The sequence below is a fragment of the Periweissella fabaria genome, from assembly GCF_918814575.1.
Taxonomy (GTDB): domain Bacteria; phylum Bacillota; class Bacilli; order Lactobacillales; family Lactobacillaceae; genus Periweissella; species Periweissella fabaria.
Window position 1 is genome coordinate 1 of the sequence record NZ_CAKKNS010000009.1, and the last position, 19,328, is coordinate 19,328.

A 19,328-nucleotide genomic window follows, 5' to 3' on the forward strand; every position below is an offset into this window, starting at 1 on the left:
TCCCTGCGAGGATAGGACGTCGCCATGCTTATATTATTCCGGCATAGCTCAGTTGGTAGAGCACCTGACTGTTAATCAGGTTGTCGACGGTTCGAGCCCGCCTGCCGGAGTTGATTAAAAGCGATGTATTCCTTGGGAATCATCGCTTTTGTTGAACTAATGCCGCTTTAGCTCAGTTGGTAGAGCATCGGTATCGTAAACCGAGGGTCAGGTGTTCGAGTCACCTAAGCGGCACTAATACAAAAACAAGGTACTTGTATATTAATACAGGTACCTTGTTTTTGTATTATAGATGAAGGGAATATTAAAAACGATTAAAATTTTGATGATAAAATGTTACAATTAGTAAGCATTCCCATTAGATTGAGATAAATGGAGGAAACGTATTTTGCAAATAAAGCAACAAAAATCATTTTTTGGACAACCTCGTGGTTTAGCGACACTATTTTTTACCGAGTTATGGGAGCGCTTTAGTTTTTATGGTATGCGGGCGATTTTACTGTATTATATTATTGCTAAAGTTAGCACTGGTGGTCTTGGAATGAGTCATTCCATGGGGCTAGCGATTGTATCAATTTATAGCTCAATGGTTTATTTATCGAGTATTTTGGGTGGTTTTTTGAGTGACCGAATTTTAGGTGCCTGGCGAACGGTCTTTACCGGTGGTGTTTTGATAATGTTTGGCCATATTACCTTAGCATTACCATTTGGGCGCATCGCATTATTTATATCCCTTGCATTAATTGTGATGGGAACTGGGATGTTAAAGCCAAATGTATCGGAAATGGTTGGTTCATTATATAGCTTAAATGATACGCGCCGAGATGCGGGTTTTTCAATTTTTGTATTTGGTATTAATTTTGGTGCATTTATCGCACCGTTATTAGTTGGTCAGGCCGTTAAGACGTTTAACTATCATACTGGTTTTTTATTAGCTGCCATTGGGATGCTGATTGGCTTAATTGTCTTTCGAGTGGATAGTCGTAATAATTTGAGTAAAGCAACCTATTATCCAAGTGATCCTTTACAACCAGAAGATATAAAGCCATTAATCTTTAAACTAAGCTATGGTCTAATTGCTGCAGTGCTTGTAATAATTTTGATGTATTTATATGATGCGCTAAATTTAAAAGTAATTATTTTGTTATTATCAGTGGTAGCAGTAATGGTACCAGTTATTTATTTCGTGACGATGCTAACGAGCCGTAAAACAACCCGTGAGGAACGTTCACGGGTACGAGCATATATTCCTTTATTTCTTGCGGCGATGTTATTTTGGTCAATTGAAGAACAAGGAGCCGCAATATTAGCACTGTTTGCACGCGACCAAGTCCGATTACCGGTAGGGTTTAATGCCGCTTGGCTACAATCACTCAATCCGATGTTTATTATGTTATACACGCCAATTTTTGCACTTCTGTGGGTAAAATTAGGCAAACGGCAACCTAAAACACCTACTAAATTTGGGATTGGTTTAGTATTTGCGGGTATTTCATTTTTAACAATGGCAATTCCGGGCTTTTTCTTTGGCATTAATAATTTAGTGAGCCCATTGTGGTTAATTTTAAGTTGGGCCTTAGTTGAAGTTGCGGAATTATTAATTTCACCGGTTGGCTTATCGGCAACAACTAAACTGGCACCACGCGCATTTAGATCGCAAATGATGAGTATGTGGTTTTTATCTGATGCCGCAGCGTCAGCGATTAATGCCCAACTTGTGCAATTCTATACAGTTAATACCGAAGTACGGTATTTCACAATTGCTGGTGGAGTAACAATTATTGCGGGCTTATTATTATTGACTCAAATTAAAAAGATTACTGCTGCAATGATCGGGGTAGATTAATTGTAAAATATAAACAGACATGGTTATTAATTGTTTATGACAGTTAATAACCATGTTTTTTACATTTATGCTGCTATAGTTAGTATCTTTGAAAAAGATCGCGTGAAATAAGACAATAAGCATGTGAAAAAATAGTAAAAAAGTATTGCTAAATTAACTAAAATAATGTAATATTATTTAGGTTGATTAGTCCTTAATACAATGTCTTAAGAAATTAAGGTGTTGTAAATAAAGATTAATGTTGACATAGTTAACCTCAATAAGGTATGCTTATTAAGTTAATTACTTCGGGGGAGTAGCGAAGTGGCTAAACGCGGCGGACTGTAACTCCGCTCCTTCGGGTTCGGTGGTTCGAATCCACTCTCCCCCATTTATTGGGCTATAGCCAAGCGGTAAGGCAACGGTTTTTGGTACCGTCATGCGCTGGTTCGAATCCAGCTAGCCCAGTATTTTATATAAGTTGTTAAAAACACCTGCGAATTTATTCGTAGGTGTTTTTATTTTTATTTTTGATAATTGGTATATAAATTGGTATAGTAGAGATAACAATAATAAGGAGGCCTATATTTTGAAAATTGGCTTTATCGGTGGTGGGCAAATGGCCCAAGCGATGATTAGTGGTATTTTAAATACTAATTCCGAGCAAGTAATTAATATTCATGGTGGTAGCATACGAACAGAAAAATATGCACATGCACATGGCTTGAATTATGTGGAATCAAATAAGCAAGTTGCGTTGGAAAGTGATGTTGTTATCTTGGCATGCTTACCCCAACATTTAACTGCAGTCGCCGCTGAGATTAAATCAGTGTTGACGACGCAAGTCATAATATCGGTCTTAGGTGGTGTAACACTGGCGACATTAAGTACCGCTCTAGGAGACAATGTTGCTATTAGTCGGGTATTACCAAATACACCAGTTAATGTGAATGCCGGTACGATTGCTTATATCCACAATGAACCTTTATTGGCCCAAAGTGAGTCGGCAAATCAAGTCGACACGTTATTGCAACAATTGGGAAGTAGTTATTTAGTATCTGAAGATCAATTTAGTATCTTTAGTGCTTTAGCAGGTTCAAGTCCTGCCTTTATTGATTTGTTTATTGATGCGATGGCGCAAGCTGGGGTTAAGTATGGCTTACCCAAGGACCAAGCAATAGCAATTGTGACACAAACGATGTTAGGCACAGCGCTCCAAGTTCAAGCAAGTAATCAGACACCACGTGAATTAGCAGCAGCAGTTGCATCCCCAGGTGGCTCAACCATTGCTGGCTTCCTAGCGATGGAAGAATATGGGTTACCAACAGCAGTCGTTAAGGGCATTGATGCCACGATTGCTAAAGATCAAGCAGTTGATTAGTGAAAATATTTTTGGAGGATTGATACAATGAGTAAAGTAATTCGGCACGCAGATATTTATACTGGTTCTAATGTGATTAAGGATGGATTTGTTCGTTTTGGTTCAACAATTGAAGCGGTTGGATCAATGGACGAATTTAAGTTGCTTGTGGGTGATGAAGTAACCGATGCTCACGGCTATTTACTCGTACCTGGATTTATTGATGTCCACACACACGGGGCCTATGGCTTTGATACAATGGATGGGAATGCCGACGAAATCAAGCAAATGGTTGATTTAATTGCCAAAAATGAAGGGGTTACGACAATCTTTCCAACGACAATGACACAATCCAACGATGCGATTGCTAAGGCAATGGCTGCGGTTAATCAAGTTGCTCAAACCAATAAATTAATTGGTGGGGTCCACCTTGAAGGACCGTTTGTAAATCCAATTTACAAGGGAGCACAACCAGAACAATACATGCAAGATCCATCAATTGAATTGTTAACACACTGGAACGAACTTTCTGGTAATCGGATTCGCTTAGTTACATATGCCCCTGAACGCCACCAAGCACGTCAATTTGAGCAATTTGCGCTTGGACATAATATTGTTCCATCAGTTGGTCATAGTGATGCTACACGGGCACAAATGCAAGAATCACATGCAACCCACGTTACGCACTTGTATAACGCTCAACGCGGTTTAGGCCATCGTGAACCGGGTGTCACTGGCCATGCAATGATGGAAAAGAATATGTATGCGGAATTAATCGCGGATGGTTTCCATATTGCGCCAGATATGTTACGATTTGCGGTTAATATTAAAGGAAGTGACCGGATTGAATTAATCACTGATTCAATGCGTTCTAAGGGAATGCCGGAAGGAATCTCTGAATTAGGAGGCCAAAAAGTAATTGTTAAAGATAAACAAGCCCGTTTAGAAAATGGTCATTTAGCGGGCTCTGTATTGACATATGATGATGCTTTCCGTAATATCATTGATTATGCACAAGTTGATATTGAACAAGCAGTTCTAATGAGTTCTGTAAATCAAGCCCAAGAATTTGGGTTAACCCAAAAGGGTAGTATTAGTGTTGGCAAGGATGCTGACTTTAATTTATTTGATCGTGGTCTTGATTTAAAAGCAACATACTCATATGGAGAATTGCTATCTAAGTAGTAAGCGAGGTTTCTATCATGGGCGCACCAATATATTTACAAATCCATAATGAACTTAAACACCAAATCGAATTTGGTAAATATAAAGTTGGCGATAAAATTCCTGCAGAACGTGATTTAGCAGTTGAATTTGGGGTTAGTCGTATGACACTCCGTCAAGCCGTCCAAACGTTAGCTGATGAAGGTATTTTGGAACGTCGGGTTGGGGATGGCACATATGTTGCCAACCAAAAAGTACAGGAAAAAATGTCGGGGATTACTAGTTTTACGGAACTAATGAAAGCGCAAGGTAAAACGCCAAGTAGTAAGGTTATTACCTATCATAATGCCGTTGCCCCATCTGTTAGTGAAGCTGAACAATTACGGTTAAAAGATGGTGAACGTGTATTGCGAATGGAGCGGATTCGTTATGGTAACGATGAACCAATTTCTTTAGAAACGGCTACCGTACCAAGTCGTTTAATTGAAAAACTCGACCGAACAACGATTACAACTGGTCTATATGAAGCGTTAAAGACACAAGGTATGCAAGTTGGGCACGCTCAACAAACGGTGACGGCCCAATTGGCAACAGAAAAAGTTGCCGAATATTTAGGGATTCGGCGTGGTGATGCTATTTTGCATTTAAGACAAGTTTCCTTTTTAACCGATAGTCAACCTTTCGAATATGTTCGAACACAGTATGTCGGGTCTCGTTTTGAGTTTTATCTAGAAAAATAAGCAATTTAGCTGTTTGCTATAATGTTTGGCAAAAAGTTAATGTAGCTGAAAATAAAAAGCCCTGGAATTTTTTCCAGGGCTTTTTATTTTTAACACTGATTACATTCACTATTTATGACTAGCAATTTTCGCTAAGAAATCACCAATAAATTGAATAATGAAAATAAAGACAATAATCAAGAGGGTTGCTACTAAAGTGACGTCAGATTGGAAACGATTGTAACCAATTGAAATGGCGGTGTTACCTAGACCACCAGAACCAATAGCACCAGCCATGGCTGTTAAACCAACTAAACTAATTAATGTAACAGTTGATACCCGAATTAAATCAGCTAATGCTTCACGTAAGTAAACTTTAAAAATAATTTCAGTGGTTGTTGCCCCAAATGCTTGGGCTGCTTCAATAATTCCGTCATCAACAGAAATAAGTGCATTTTGAACTTGACGGGCATAGAATGGAAAAATTCCAAGTGATAATGGCACAAGTGCGGCATTCACCCCAATTGTTGTGTGAACTAACAACAAAGTGAATGGCATAATGAACGCTAATAAAATAATAAATGGAATTGCACGGAAAATGGATACGATTTTATCAAGAATCCAATAAATTGGGCGATTTGGTAAGATACCATCTTCAGCAAATAAGACCAAACCAAATCCAAAAATTAAACCTAAAATTCCACCAACAATGGCAGATGTAAATGTCATGTAGAGCGTTTGATAAATTGCTAATCCCCAGCCTTGGTCAGTTGACCAACCAAGTGAGATAACGTTTGGGAAAGTTTTTGTAATCCAATTCATTAGGCGAGTGCTCCTTTCAAAATTTTGACTTCAACGCCATTTTGTTCAATTGAGGCAATAGCGGTTTTAATATCTTGTTGTTGACCGCTAAGAATAGTTATTAAGGTACCAACAGGTGTATTTTGGAGAATTTCGACATTTCCGAATAAAATATTAGCGGAAACATTAAATTCTTTGAAGAGCGTAGAAATTAGTGGCTCGTCCGTTGATGCCCCGGCATATGAAAGTTGAACTAAGATATCAGGGCTTTGTAAGTTTTGAACAATCCCTTGATTTTGAACTTTACGTAAACCATCTTCTAAATTAGTGGCAGTATCAATAAAATCTTTAGTAAGTTGTTTTTCTGGGGCAGTGAAAATTTCAAGTAAACTACCACGTTCAATGACTTCACCATTTTCCATCACAGCCACTTTATTAGCGATTTCTTTAACCGCCTGCATTTCATGGGTGATTAACACAATGGTTAAACCAAGTTCAACATTCAATTTCTTTAATAAAAGAAGAATCGAATTGGTTGTTTTAGGATCTAACGCTGAGGTTGCTTCATCAGAAATTAAGATTTCTGGTTCACTTGCAAGGGCTCGAGCAATGGCAACCCGTTGCTTTTGACCACCAGATAATTGACTTGGATAGGCATTGGCACGATCAGCTAAGCCAACTAGGTCAAGTAATTCATTAACTTTTTGTTGCCGTTGATCTTTAGTTAATTTTAAATGTGCAATTGGGAAGAGGACGTTTTGGGCTACCGTCCGTTCATTCATTAAATTAAAGTGTTGAAAAATCATTCCAATTTTCTTACGTTCATTACGAAGGTCTTTATTTGGAATATAACTTTCAAGCCCATTATTGTCAGTTGCTAGATTAGTACCACTGACAATAACATTTCCATGGGTTGGTTTTTGCAATAAATTGATGGTCCGAACAAGGGTCGACTTACCCGCACCAGAATAACCAACAATCCCATAAATATCACCAGGATAGATGTCTAGCGAAACATCCTTAACTGCATGAATCGTTTGCTTTTTTTGTTCAAAAATTACGTCAATATTTTCCAATTTTATAATCGGGCTTTTTTCGCTCATATTTTTTACCTCATTTACGATGTATTATGTGTTGCTGCAATTCTTTAGTTTATGTGTTTTGCAGTAATTTGATAGTGCTATGTAGCCCGCCAATTAGCGGGACTGGTGTATTTAAAATTTAGTATCCCACGCTGGAATTTCAGTTGGGTAGTATTTTTTAAATAAATCTTTGGTGGTTTGGGTTTGATATAACTTAATTAGTTTTTTTACGTTAGGATCGGTGGCTTTATTAGCATTGGCAGCAAGAATATTAATCCAAACAGATGAAGCTGAGCTGATTGGTTCAACAAAAATGGCGCTGTGCGGATTAAGTTTACTATCATGGGCGGTACCATTATCAATCACGGCTGCTGCAACGGTTTTTAATTGTTGAGGTAGTTGGCCAGCATCAACCGGAATAATTTTTAGATTTAAACGATTATTGGTAATATCATTCGGTGTTGCCAAATCAGCGTGTTTTAACTTAATTAAACCAATTGTTTGTAATAATGCTAATGCACGACCTTCATTAGTTGGATCATTTGGAATAACAATTTGATCACCTGATTTAAGATCGCTTACTTTAGTGATGCCTTTACCTGGATAGAGTCGTGTCGGTGCAAGGTAAGTTTTACCAACTGCTTTTAAAGTACCGTGATTGCTTTTGTTCCATTGATTTAAATAGTAATAATGTTGAAAGGCATTAACATCAACTTGACCGTTTTGAGTAGCGGCATTAATTTGATTACCATCAGTAAAGTGAACCAGTTTAATCTTTAACCCATCCTTTTTACCGCGTTCAATAATATTTGACCAAATTTCGGCTTCTTCGGAACCAGCAACGCCGACTTTAATCGTTGAATTGTTATTTGAGACAGCACTAGATGTACTACAAGCAGCTAGTGTAAAGGCGGCAAATAAAGCCGTGAAAGCAATTAATAGTTTTTTCATACAATAATCCTCCAGTGGGAAAGAATTCTAAAAATGAAAAAAGCCCGTTTCTATGTTTTAACATAGAAACGGGCTTCGCCGTGAACCATTCTAATTCAAGTTAATGTTACCATTAGCTTCTCAATAACGGAATATTCCGTGTGCGTTGATAATGGACGCCACCCCATCACAGATTAACAAGTATTACTGCTCATCTATGCCAATCACAGGCCATTTTCCCAACATTTATTTGACGCCGTCTCATCACTTGGCGCTCGCTGTGCAAATAAAGTAATTGGTACTCTCCTGATCATTTCGTGTAATTCAATATTTTATATTATTGGCAATATCGTATCGTACTAGATACAAATGTGTCAATGCTTATTTTAAATCAGCATCCCAAGCTGGAAGTTCTTCTGGGTAGTATTTCTTGAAGAGGTCTTTTGTTTCTTGGCTTTGGTAGATTTTAATAATCTTCTTAAAGGCAGGGTTATCGGCATTTTTAGGATTAGCAACGATAATGTTAATCCATGGCTTTGAGTCTTTGTTGATTGGTTCTACAAAGATGGCTGATTTAGGATTGAGCTTAGCATCAGTTGCAGTATCGTTATTAACAACTGCTCCGGCAACTGATTTTAATTGAGTTGCTGTTTGAGTTGCGTCAACTGGGACAATCTTTAACTTCTTAGGATTTGAAGTAATGTCATTAGGGGTTGGTAAAGTTTCTTGTTTAAGCTTAATTAAGCCAGCTGTTTGAAGAAGGGTTAATGCACGCCCTTCATTAGTAGGGTCGTTAGGAATAACAATTTGGCTACCATCTTTAATGTCAGTTAATTTAGTAACCCCTTTACCACCATACAAGCGTACAGGGGCAATAAGTGTTTTGGCAATTGGTTTTAAGTTAGCATGGTTCGCTTTGTTCCACGTGTTTAAGAAGTAGTAGTGTTGGTAAGCGTTCAAATCAATTTGACCTGATTTTAAAGCGGCATTAGGTTGGTTGTAGTCATTGAAGTGAACGAGTTTAATATCAACGCCTTCTTTTTTAGCACGGGCAATGATGTTATCCCATACTTGGGCTTCTTCAGAACCTTCAACCCCAATTTTAACAGTGTTTGAAGATGATGACTTATTTGAGTTACCACATGCAGCAAGGGTGAAGGCTGCTAAAATAGCAGTCACAGCAATCAATAATTTCTTTTTCATAATAATTTCTCCTAAAAATAAATATAATTTATATTGATACTCAACAAATCGAACTTGAAAATAAAAAAGCTCGTCCCTATGTTAAAAAACATAGAAACGAGCTTCGTCGTGAACCATTCTACTTCAATATTTTGTTGCCAAAATATCCTCATTAACGGACTACTACATCCGTGTGCGTTGGTAATGGTCGCCACCCCATCATAAATTAACAACCAAAGTCGTTCATCTATGCCAATCACAGGCCATTTTCGAAAGGATGTTAAAGACGTCATCACAGCAACTGACGCTTTCTGTACCATAACATTCCAATTTACTTTCCTGATCAATTTGTTGTCGTATCAAACTATGAGGATAATGTTAGAACAAGATGAGAATTTTGTCAATAATATTTTAAAATTTAATTTAAAAGAAGTTACAAGTGATTTTTAGCACAAAGTTTTAAATTTCAAGAAATTTTGCGTAAATAATTTGTAACTACTACCTAAATATGTGTAAAATAAGCTATGTAGTATTTATGTTAGGATTTTTATAAGCAATTTTTTTGGAGGAAATAACATAATGATTGATTTAGCACTATCTGTTGTTTCTTTAGCACGTTTCCAATTTGCAATGACCACAATTTTTCACTTTTTCTTTGTGCCATTTTCAATTGGGATGGGTTTAGTTGTTTCAATTATGGAAACACTTTACGTGATAAAGAAAGACGAAGTCTACAAGCATATGACCAAATTCTGGAGTAAGATTTTCTTACTTAGTTTTGCGGTCGGGGTTGTTACTGGTATCATTCAAGAATTCCAATTCGGAATGAACTGGTCAGCTTACTCACGTTTCGTTGGGGATATCTTCGGAGCGCCACTAGCCATTGAAGCCTTAGTTGCATTCTTCTTAGAATCAACTTTCCTTGGTTTCTGGATGTTTAGTTGGGACAAAGTTAAGCCAGCGTTACACGTAACCTTTCTTTGGTTGGTTACAATTGGATCAAGTTTATCAGCACTTTGGATCTTGATTGCCAATTCATTTATGCAAAACCCATCTGGTTTCATTCTTAACAAGGAAACTGGCCGGGCACAATTAGTTAACTTTGCTGACTTAATCAAAAACCACCAAGTATGGTTGGAATTCCCTCACGTCTTAATCGGTGCGTTTTTAACTGCTGGTTTTGTCGTGGCTGGGATGTCAGCAATGGCATTGTTACGTAAAACTAAAAACACTGACTTCTTCCGTAAGTCAATGAAGGTTGGCTTGATTCTTGGTTTGGTGACGACCTTTGGAATGCTCTTTACTGGTGACCGTCACTCACTTTTCTTACAAGATGATCAACCAATGAAATTTGCGGCTACTGAAGGTTTATATGAAAACGTCGGTGGTAAGAACAAATCAGAACCATGGGCCGTCGTTGGTTGGTACAACGAAAAGGAACATAAACCTGATTTTGAAATTAACGTTCCTTATGTCCTTTCAATTTTGGCACACCACTCACTTACAGGTGAAAACAAAGGGGCCAATGAAATTAGCAAAGAACTTCATGCCAAGTATGATAAGAAGTTCGGTAAGGATATGAACTACTACGTACCATTTAACGCTATTTTCTACGCTTTCCGTGTTATGGCTGTTTCAGCAGGGGCTTTCTTGATGGTTGCTGTTGTTGGTTTATGGTTTAACCGTAAGAAGCACTCTGATGATTTCCTTATGAATCAAAAATGGTGGTTATGGATTATGTCAATTGTGACATTCTTACCATTTGCTGCTAACACAGGTGGTTGGTTAGTTACTGAATTAGGTCGTTATCCTTGGGTTGTTTACGGTTACTTGACAATTGCCGATGCCGTATCACCTAATGTGTCTGCGGGTTCAATGTTATTCTCTAACATTGTTTACTTCTTAACGTTCTGTACTCTTGGTGGTGTGATGGTTTACTACTCAGCTCGAGTATTACGTGAAGGTCCAGATGACTTAATGCAAACTAAGGCAGTCATTAAAGACCCATTTGCAGAGGAGGCGTTTAACTAATGTCAGCATTACAAATTTTATGGTTTGTTCTTATTGGCATCTTGTTTGCCGGTTTCTTCTTCCTTGAAGGTTTTGATTTTGGTGTCGGAATGGCAGTTAAAACACTCGCCAAAGATGATCATGAACGCGATGCCTTGATTGGTTCAATTGGACCTAACTGGGATGCCAATGAAGTGTGGTTAATTACCGCAGGGGGAGCAATGTTTGCGGCTATGCCAATTTGGTATGCCGGCCTCTTCTCAGGTTTTTACCTTCCACTATTTTTGATTTTGATTGCGTTGATTTTCCGTGGGGTTTCATTTGAATTCCGTGCAATGGCTAAATTTAACAAAGCTAAAAATATTTGGGAATGGGCTACTGCGATTGGTTCATTTGTTGCACCATTCTTATTTGGAATGATTTTTACAGCGCTTGTTAAAGGAATGCCTGTTGATGCTAACTTTAATATTCGTGGTCATTTCTTTGATTTTGTTAACTTATTTTCAATTGTTGGTGGAGTGGCCGTTGTCTTAATGAGCTACATCCACGGATTGAACTTTATTCGGTTGAAGGTCGATGGCGATATTCGTTATCGAGCAGCTAAAGTTGCCAAAGTACTCTACCCAGTGTTGTTAGCTGGTGAAGTCGTCTTTGCAATTTTACTTTTCATCTACACTGACTTCTTCCAAAATAAGCCAGTGATTACAGTTATTTTATTAGCAGTAATTGTCTTAGCAACGGTTGTTTCATACATTGCAACGCTTAAAGACAAAGAAATCTTGAGCTTTATTGCGACAGGGATTAACTTAGTAGCGCTTGTGACATTACTCTTTGTAGGTTTGTTCCCACGCGTGATTGTTGCTAATAATCCTGCACACTCAGTGTTAATTAAAGATGCTTCAAGTTCACCATACACATTAACAATTATGACTTGGATTGTTGTTTCAATCCTGCCAATTGTATTGGCGTACCAAATTTGGAGTTACTATGTTTTCCGGAAGCGGTTAACAGTAGGTCAAGCAGGTGGCTCACACTAAGCCATTTTGACCGGATTTAAATGGAGATTTATTTACATGATTGATCGGCGCTTATTCACAATGCCGGGAATTCGTAAAACACTTGGAATGCTTGCAGTGTTAATAACACTGCAAGCATTTAGTGTATTATTCCAAGGAAAATACTTAAGTATGAGTATTGTAACGCTTTGGCAACAAAAACCATTTGTTGCTATCTTACAAACTTTTGGCTTTTTTTTGGTAGCGTTTGTCTGCCGGCATTTATTAACTGTTTTAAAAAACTATGTAGTTGGCCAATGGGTTGAAAAGACTATTACTACTTTACGAAGCGATGTTTTAAAGCAAGTAGGAGCTTTGGGACCTAAAATCATCCAAGAAAAAGGGACGGGGAATACTGTAACCTTGGCTTTGGAGGGAATTGATAAAACACAAACATATTTAATGCTAGTGTTAATCAAGATGTTTGATTTGATGATTATTCCATGGATTTTATTAGCATATTTATTTACGGTTTCGTGGCAAGAAGCAACCTTTATGTTAGCGATTTATCCAGTTGTGATTCTGTTTATGATTATTTTAGGATATGCTGCGCAAGCCAAAGCAGACAAAGAATATGCAAATTTTGTCCGTTTGAGTAATCACTTTGTGGATGCATTACGTGGGTTGCCGACATTAAAACAGTTGGGATTAAGTCGCAAGTATGCTAATAACATTCACCGCGTCTCAGAAGATTACCGGGTATCTGTGTTATCAACACTAAAGATTGCGATTCTTTCAACTTTTACATTAGACTTCTTTACGACGTTATCAATTGCGATTGTCGCAGTCTTTTTAGGTTTTAGTTTAATTGATGGTACTAAAGCATTATTACCGGCCTTAACGATGTTAGTTTTGGCACCAGAATACTTCTTACCATTGCGGAATTTTGCTAATGATTATCATGATACATTAGACGGTAAAAATGCTTTAGGTGACGTGTTAGATCTCTTATCACGGCCAACCTTAGCTGATGATAAAACCATTAAGCTTGATCAATGGCAAGCAGATAGCCAACTATTGCTAGAAAACGTGACAGTTGGTTATCAAGATAGTGATAATCCAGCTTTAACAATTCAACATTTAGCCTTACAAGGTTATCAAAAAGTTGGGATTATTGGCCGCTCTGGTTCAGGAAAATCAACCTTGTTAAACTTACTAGGGGGCTTTTTAGCGCCAACTAACCAAGTGGGCCAAAAGATAATGTTAGATGGGCAAGTTGTTGACCATCTACAATTACAAGCTTGGCAAAAGCAATTCCAATATATCCCCCAAACACCATATATTTTCCATGCGACTTTGGCGGAAAATGTGGCATTCTATGCACCCGATGCATCCGAAACGGCGATTATTGAAGCGTTAGCGGCAGCAGGATTGGCTGATTTTTGGCAAGAATTACCACAAGGCTTAGCGACGTTAATTGGGGAAGGTGGCCAAGCTGTCTCAGGTGGTCAAGCACAACGGATTGCTTTGGCACGTGCATTCTTAACACCAGAACGGCGGGTCCTCCTCTTTGATGAACCAACGGCGCACTTGGATATTGAAACAGAAATGAATATTAAAAAAGCCATTGTACCATTATTTGATAACCACTTAGTTTTATTTGCAACGCACCGGTTACATTGGGTTAATCAAATGGACTATATTCTTGTGGTTGAGGATGGAAAAATCGTTGAGCAAGGAACCCCTAAGCAATTAGCGAGTCAGAATGGGGCATTTGTGCAATTAGTGACCGATGTTAACCAATTAGGAGGTGTTAAATAATGCAAACAATCGTTAAAATGTTTAATACCGATAAATGGGTACTACCATATTTACGCCGGTACAAGAAGTTACTTACTTTGGTGATTTTTCTAGGATTCATGACAGTCTTTTGTGGGACTGCCTTGATGTTTGTATCAGGGTATTTAATTTCCCGTTCAGCGCAACATCCAAGTAATATTTTATTAGTTTACGTACCAATTGTGCTCACACGGGCTTTTGGGATTGGTCGGCCAGTATTTCGTTATGCTGAACGGTTAACATCGCATAACTGGGTGTTACGCTTAGTTTCTGATTTACGTAAAAAACTGTATTTGAAAGTTGAACAACGTGCAACAACAATTCGTCAAGAAAAACAAACTGGTGATATCTTAGCGTTATTAGCTGATGACATTCAACATATTGAAAACCTATATTTACAGACGATCTTTCCTGTGGTCATTGGATGGCTTTTATATGTTGTTTTTGCCCTTTTTGTAGGTTACTTCAATTGGGCGTTTGGCTTATTAATGTTATTACTTTTTGGAATTATTACGATTTTGTTGCCATTAGTTTCAGTGGCTTTAAATGGGGCCCGCAGTTTTAAAAATCGGCAATTACAACATGAAGTTTATGTTAATTTGACAGATGGAGTCCTTGGATTAACTGATTGGGTAATTGCAGGGCGTCAAGCTGAATTTGTCGAAAAACAAACAACTTTAATGGATCAACAAGTTAAAATTCAAAGTAAAGATATGCAGTTTACATGGTGGCGGGATTTTGTTTTAAACTTAATTGTGGCCGGAATTACTTTTGTAATGTTGTATTTTGGGGAAAGCCAATTTGGTAATTCATATTTAAACGTGAATTATATTGCCGCTTTTACCTTGGCAATTTTTCCAACGGTTGACGCTTTTCAAAGTATTTCAGCAGGTTTAACTGAGATTCCTACACACCAAGCATCATTAGAACGGATGAATCGTTACGACGATCTTGAAGTTGAAAAACCGATTGCAGCCAACGTTAATCGGGAAGAATTATTAGCATTCAAAGAGATTACATTTACAGATGTATCTTTTCACTATCCGAATCAAGAACGGGATGTCTTAAATCAAATTACCTTGCCAATCAAACGCAAGCAAACGTATGCTTTATTAGGGCCATCAGGAGCAGGTAAGTCAACAATGCTTCAATTATTACTAGGTGACTTACAACCGACACAAGGCCAAATCAAAGTTGATGGGCATGATTTAAATACATTAACTGATTACCGGCATGATTTATTTGGAGTTCTCGATCAACAGCCATATTTATTTAATACTTCAATTATGAATAATGTTCGGTTAGGTAACTTAAATGCGACTGATGATCAAGTTAAGGCAGCAATTGCGGCCGTCGGGTTAACCGACTTAGTTGAAAATTTACCTGCAGGATATGAAACCGTCATGACTGAGGGTGGGCAACGGTTCTCAGGTGGGGAACGTCAGCGTTTCGCTTTAGCGCGTATCTTGTTACAAGATGCACCTATCATTATTTTAGATGAACCAACCGTCAGTTTAGATCCGATTACGGAAAATGAAGTTTTAACGACTATTTTCACATTGTTAGCCGATAAAACAATTATTTGGGTAACCCACCACTTAACGGGAATAAATTTTGCTGATCAAGTTTATTTCTTAGATGCTGGTCAGTTTACAATGAGTGGGACGCCTCAAGATTTATATGCACATAATCAGCACTTTAAACAACTTTTGGACCTCGATACTGGGGTTGTTAATTCTTAATCTTTTTAAATATAGCTAAAGGAGCAGCATGGTAACTAAAAAACGACGCACACGTAAGCGTAAAACGAGTAGTAAATTTAGTATTCAAGCTTTTTTTGTTAAAAATGGCCAACTTCGGCGTCGCAATACCGTGCTCTTCGTGATAGGTGTGGTATTATTATGTGCAGTAGCCTTACGTTGGCAAAATAACCATCAACCGATTGCTAATAATAGTACGAATGCTCAAACAGTGCTTTATGAGCAACGCAGTACTTGGTTAAATTCGCTAGTACCATATGCGCAACAATTACAACGCCAATATGGAGTTTTAGCAAGTATTAGCTTGGCACAAGCAGCTTTAGAGTCTAACTGGAATGGTAGTCAACTTTCACAGCAATATCATAATTTTTATGGTATCAAAGCAAGTCCAGGGCAAAAGTCAGTTGTATTACCAACGAAGGAATTTATCAAAGGAACTTGGGTAACGATTAATGCACCATTTAAAGTGTATGACAACACTCAAGGATCGATGCTAGATCATGCGTTATTATTAGTTCGTGGCACTGGTGAAAATCATCAACGGTATAATCAAGTTCTTAAGGCACCTGATTATATAACGGCTGCAAATGCTTTATATCAAGCGGGATATGCAACTGATCCGGGCTATGCACAGAAATTAATTAAAATTATTGAAATGTATCATTTGAATCGATTTGACCGTTAAATGTCAGTCAAATTTAGGAGGCGCTACTTATGGCAACACAATTTTATCCAGGCCAAACACTAGGGATTATTGGTGAGGGAATTAATGGACCAATTTTGGCACAAACAGCGCGTAGGATGGGCTTTAGAGTCGCTGCTTATAGCTCTGATCCTGAAGCAGAAGTATTACACATCGCTGATTTACGGTTTGTAGGGGCAAACGATAATTGGGAACAGCTACGTTCATTTGCTGAAAGTTGTGACTTTGTAACTTACGAAAGTCAAAATATTAGTACAAATACGTTGGAATACATTAAGCGATATGCCGACTTGCCTCAAGGAATCAATACGTTAGAGATTTCGATGGACCGGTTAATGGAACGCACGTTGTTTGAAAGTTTGAATATTAATTGTTTACCATACACCACAGTTGTGGATTTAACCGATGTTGTCAATGCGGCGGCTTCCCTTGGTTATCCGATTGTATTGAAATCAATTCCTAAAGCCAGTGATTCTGAAAAAGAATTAGTTGTGGAAAATGAGGCCACCATTGGTAAAGTCGCGGAAATGATTGATACAGGAACTTTTATTATTGAATCGTGGCTGACTAACGTTCATGAATATTCAGTGGTTGCTGCTCGAGCCCTTGATGGCAAAATTAGTATGTATCCCATTATTGAAAATTTCTATGATAACGGTAAATTAGTAAAAACCATCACGCCTGTTAAATTACCAGATGATATTGAATTTGAAATGTATCGTATTACGGAACATTTAGGAGGAAATATTAATTATCGGGGGTTATTTCAACTCGATTTTTATGTTACAGCAACGGGTAATTTAATTGTTAAGCGCTTAGTGGCAACATTAAGTCAGGCGAGTGCAATTTTTGATCAAGTTACGAATGTTTCAGTGTATGAGCAACATATTCGGGCCATTGCTGGGTTACCATTATCGATTGTTACGGCTGCTTGGCCAGCGGTATTAGTACCATTTTCAGATATTGATGATGAAAAATTACAGACCCAATGGTTGATAAAAGATAACTGGCATTTTTCTTTTTACCATAATGCTGGACAATTGTTACATGACGTTTCTGGGCACTTTGTTGCTACTGGAACGGATGTCCAATCACTACTAGATCAGATCGATGCAACCAAGTTTATTGTAAATGATTAATAAAAATTAAAAGCCCTCCAATTAATTTGGAGGGCTTTTAATTTAATTTAATTTAAGATATGCGCAATTGGCACAAAATTATCGAATATTATCAATAATTTGAGGACCTTCAGGACGACCGATAATCAATGTGTTAACATGGTCAAGAAATAAACCGTGTTCAACGACACCAACCATATGAATTAGTTCATCACCTAATTTTTTAGGATCAGGAATTGAACCAACTTTCAAATCAATAATGTAGTTATGGAAATGGGTTAATTTAGGTGTGCCATCAGCTTCGCGACGAATTTTTGGTTCATAACCCGCGGCTACCAATTTATCCACAACGTGCTTGCTACCAAAAGGAATAACTTCAATTGGTAATGGAAACGCACCTAATGTTTTGACCATCTTGGAACTGTCAACAATCCAAATGTTACGTTTGGAATTAGAGGAAACGATTTTTTCCCATAAATGAGCAGCACCGCCACCTTTAATTCCTTGGAAGTTTTCATCAACTTCATCAGCGCCATCGACGGTTACGTCAATATAGGCGACATCATCAATATTCTTAATTGTGATACCAAGTGCTTCCGCTTGGTTTCTAGTGCGATCAGATGTGGGAACTCCAATGATTTGGAGGCCTTCATTCTTAACGCGTTCACCGAGGGCAGCTACGAAAAACTCGGCAGTAGAACCAGTTCCAAGCCCCACAATCATGCCATCTTCGACATATTGAGCGGCGCGTTCTCCGACTTGCTTTTTTAATTCAATTTGATTCATAACTTCAAGAGCTCTCCTTGTGTAAACTGTGCATCCCTTAATTATACATAAAAAACCGAACAAAAGCTATTCGGTATGTCGCAATCCTTTATAGGCAGGCGTTAAATCAAATACTTTTTGTGCAAAACTGCACTCTGGTTTAATTTTTAAGTCATTTTCTTTGGCGTAATCAATCACAGCAGTTAATAATTGATTGGCAATTCCTTGCCCACGTAGGCTAGGATCAACAAAGGTATGGGTAATAGCGATGGCATTTTTACCTGGAATTTTTGGAAAATCAATTTCAGCTAAAAGTTGGCCATCCGGGGCAACTTGATAAAAACGTTCTGGTTCACGAATGAATTCCATAAGCAGACTCCTTTTTTGTTGGGACGATTGACTACTTTTATTTTCCTTTTAATCATGCTAATAGTCAAATTTAAAACCATTTAAGCCCTAAAAAATGTAACAGTTATTGGTATAATGAAAGATAAGAAAAAATGAAAAGCGAGAACAATGCAATGAAACGTGGATTTGAGATTATTACAAAGTATGCAGATGCCAACTTGGAGCTTCCCCAACGGGCAACAACCCAAGCAGCTGGCTATGATTTCCAAGCAGCTGAAGATATTACAATTCCTTCAATTTGGAAATGGTCATTTTTAAAAGCATTATGGCAAATTAAACATCAAGAAACGGTTAGTGAGAATGATTTAACAGCTGCCCAAGCAACTTTAAAACCATTTTTAATTCCAACCGGGGTAAAAGCATTTATGCAACCGGAAGAATTTTTAATGATTGCTAATCGTTCAAGTAATCCTTTAAAACGTAGCCTTGTTGTCCCAAATGGAGTAGGTATTATTGATGCTGATTACTATAATAATGCTAAAAATGAAGGGGCTATTTTTGTTCAAATTTTGAATTTTGGCTTATTTGATTGTCATATTAAAAAAGGTGAGCGCATTGCGCAAGGCATTTTCATACCATTCTTGTTAGCTGATCATGATGCTTCAACGATTAAAGCAACGCGTAATGGTGGCTTTGGTTCTTCAGGTATCAAATAAGGAGGTTTGTC

Annotated in this window: 17 protein-coding genes and 4 tRNA genes; 15 read left to right on the plus strand and 6 right to left on the minus strand. The window is 37.8% G+C overall.

Annotated elements, in window-relative coordinates; all coding sequences use genetic code 11:
- The first annotated feature begins 37 nt into the window (after positions 1 to 37).
- The 8 genes from LQZ75_RS08570 to LQZ75_RS08605 all read left to right on the plus strand — a co-directional run bounded on the left by LQZ75_RS08570 (position 38) and on the right by LQZ75_RS08605 (position 5,089).
- Positions 38 to 110: transfer RNA gene (locus LQZ75_RS08570), tRNA-Asn, on the plus strand.
- A gap of 51 nt (positions 111 to 161) precedes the next feature.
- A tRNA-Thr gene (locus LQZ75_RS08575) sits at positions 162 to 234 on the plus strand.
- Positions 235 to 388: 154 nt separating this feature from the next.
- Positions 389 to 1,846, plus strand: coding sequence for a peptide MFS transporter (locus tag LQZ75_RS08580; RefSeq protein WP_230097411.1), 1,458 nt, complete (start codon positions 389 to 391; stop codon positions 1,844 to 1,846).
- Positions 1,847 to 2,135: 289 nt separating this feature from the next.
- A tRNA-Tyr gene (locus LQZ75_RS08585) sits at positions 2,136 to 2,216 on the plus strand.
- 5 nt (positions 2,217 to 2,221) lie between these two features.
- Positions 2,222 to 2,293, plus strand: a tRNA-Gln gene (locus LQZ75_RS08590).
- A gap of 121 nt (positions 2,294 to 2,414) precedes the next feature.
- Positions 2,415 to 3,206, plus strand: coding sequence for a pyrroline-5-carboxylate reductase (proC, locus tag LQZ75_RS08595; RefSeq protein ID WP_230097412.1), 792 nt, complete (start codon positions 2,415 to 2,417; stop codon positions 3,204 to 3,206).
- A gap of 27 nt (positions 3,207 to 3,233) precedes the next feature.
- Positions 3,234 to 4,370 carry an N-acetylglucosamine-6-phosphate deacetylase gene (gene nagA / locus LQZ75_RS08600; protein ID WP_230097413.1) on the plus strand — a complete coding sequence of 379 codons (1,137 nt, stop codon included), beginning with the start codon at positions 3,234 to 3,236 and terminating at the stop codon, positions 4,368 to 4,370.
- A gap of 17 nt (positions 4,371 to 4,387) precedes the next feature.
- Positions 4,388 to 5,089, plus strand: a complete 702-nt coding sequence (locus LQZ75_RS08605) for a GntR family transcriptional regulator (RefSeq protein WP_230097414.1) — start codon at positions 4,388 to 4,390, stop codon at positions 5,087 to 5,089.
- Positions 5,090 to 5,197: 108 nt separating this feature from the next.
- On the opposite strand, the gene LQZ75_RS08610 is transcribed toward LQZ75_RS08605, so the two are convergent.
- The 4 genes from LQZ75_RS08610 to LQZ75_RS08625 form a co-directional block, all read right to left on the minus strand.
- Positions 5,198 to 5,890, minus strand: coding sequence for a methionine ABC transporter permease (locus tag LQZ75_RS08610; protein WP_230097415.1), 693 nt, complete (start codon positions 5,888 to 5,890; stop codon positions 5,198 to 5,200).
- A complete protein-coding gene (locus LQZ75_RS08615) occupies positions 5,890 to 6,972 on the minus strand; it encodes a methionine ABC transporter ATP-binding protein (protein WP_230097416.1) in 1,083 nt (360 codons plus the stop codon). Before LQZ75_RS08615 ends, LQZ75_RS08610 begins: the two co-directional genes overlap by 1 nt.
- 111 nt (positions 6,973 to 7,083) lie before the next feature.
- Positions 7,084 to 7,902, minus strand: coding sequence for a MetQ/NlpA family ABC transporter substrate-binding protein (locus LQZ75_RS08620; RefSeq protein WP_230097417.1), 819 nt, complete (start codon positions 7,900 to 7,902; stop codon positions 7,084 to 7,086).
- A 360-nt stretch (positions 7,903 to 8,262) separates the two neighbouring features.
- Positions 8,263 to 9,084: a MetQ/NlpA family ABC transporter substrate-binding protein gene (locus tag LQZ75_RS08625; protein ID WP_230097418.1), complete on the minus strand. Its 822-nt coding sequence runs from the start codon at positions 9,082 to 9,084 to the stop codon at positions 8,263 to 8,265.
- Positions 9,085 to 9,642: 558 nt separating this feature from the next.
- Between LQZ75_RS08625 and LQZ75_RS08630 the strand changes: the two genes are divergently transcribed.
- Genes LQZ75_RS08630 through LQZ75_RS08655 form a run of 6 tightly spaced genes read left to right on the plus strand, consistent with a single transcriptional unit; the run spans position 9,643 to position 17,509 of the window.
- The gene (locus LQZ75_RS08630; RefSeq protein WP_230097419.1) at positions 9,643 to 11,094 is read left to right on the plus strand and encodes a cytochrome ubiquinol oxidase subunit I; all 1,452 of its coding nucleotides are present in this window, start codon (positions 9,643 to 9,645) and stop codon (positions 11,092 to 11,094) included.
- Positions 11,094 to 12,110: a cytochrome d ubiquinol oxidase subunit II gene (gene cydB, locus LQZ75_RS08635; RefSeq protein WP_230097420.1), complete on the plus strand. Its 1,017-nt coding sequence runs from the start codon at positions 11,094 to 11,096 to the stop codon at positions 12,108 to 12,110. The genes LQZ75_RS08630 and cydB overlap by 1 nt, the downstream gene beginning before the upstream one ends.
- A 36-nt stretch (positions 12,111 to 12,146) precedes the next feature.
- Positions 12,147 to 13,889: a thiol reductant ABC exporter subunit CydD gene (gene cydD, locus LQZ75_RS08640; protein ID WP_230097421.1), complete on the plus strand. Its 1,743-nt coding sequence runs from the start codon at positions 12,147 to 12,149 to the stop codon at positions 13,887 to 13,889.
- Positions 13,889 to 15,649: a thiol reductant ABC exporter subunit CydC gene (cydC, locus tag LQZ75_RS08645; protein ID WP_230097422.1), complete on the plus strand. Its 1,761-nt coding sequence runs from the start codon at positions 13,889 to 13,891 to the stop codon at positions 15,647 to 15,649. Before cydD ends, cydC begins: the two co-directional genes overlap by 1 nt.
- Before the next feature lie 28 nt (positions 15,650 to 15,677).
- On the plus strand, positions 15,678 to 16,352 hold the full coding sequence (locus LQZ75_RS08650; protein ID WP_230097423.1) for a glycoside hydrolase family 73 protein: 675 nt from the start codon (positions 15,678 to 15,680) through the stop codon (positions 16,350 to 16,352).
- Positions 16,353 to 16,381: 29 nt separating this feature from the next.
- Positions 16,382 to 17,509, plus strand: a complete 1,128-nt coding sequence (locus LQZ75_RS08655; protein WP_230097424.1) for an ATP-grasp domain-containing protein — start codon at positions 16,382 to 16,384, stop codon at positions 17,507 to 17,509.
- Between the two features lie 78 nt (positions 17,510 to 17,587).
- Here the strand turns inward: LQZ75_RS08655 and rpiA are convergent, their stop codons facing one another.
- Complete coding sequence (gene rpiA / locus LQZ75_RS08660) at positions 17,588 to 18,274, minus strand: ribose-5-phosphate isomerase RpiA (RefSeq protein WP_230097425.1); 687 nt, start codon at positions 18,272 to 18,274, stop codon at positions 17,588 to 17,590.
- Between the two features lie 66 nt (positions 18,275 to 18,340).
- Entirely contained in the window at positions 18,341 to 18,622 is a 282-nt protein-coding gene (locus LQZ75_RS08665; protein ID WP_230097426.1) for a GNAT family N-acetyltransferase, read from the minus strand.
- Positions 18,623 to 18,774: 152 nt separating this feature from the next.
- Here LQZ75_RS08665 and LQZ75_RS08670 point away from each other — a divergent pair, with 152 nt between their 5' ends.
- Positions 18,775 to 19,317, plus strand: coding sequence for a dCTP deaminase/dUTPase family protein (locus LQZ75_RS08670; RefSeq protein ID WP_230097427.1), 543 nt, complete (start codon positions 18,775 to 18,777; stop codon positions 19,315 to 19,317).
- Positions 19,318 to 19,328 lie beyond the last annotated feature (11 nt).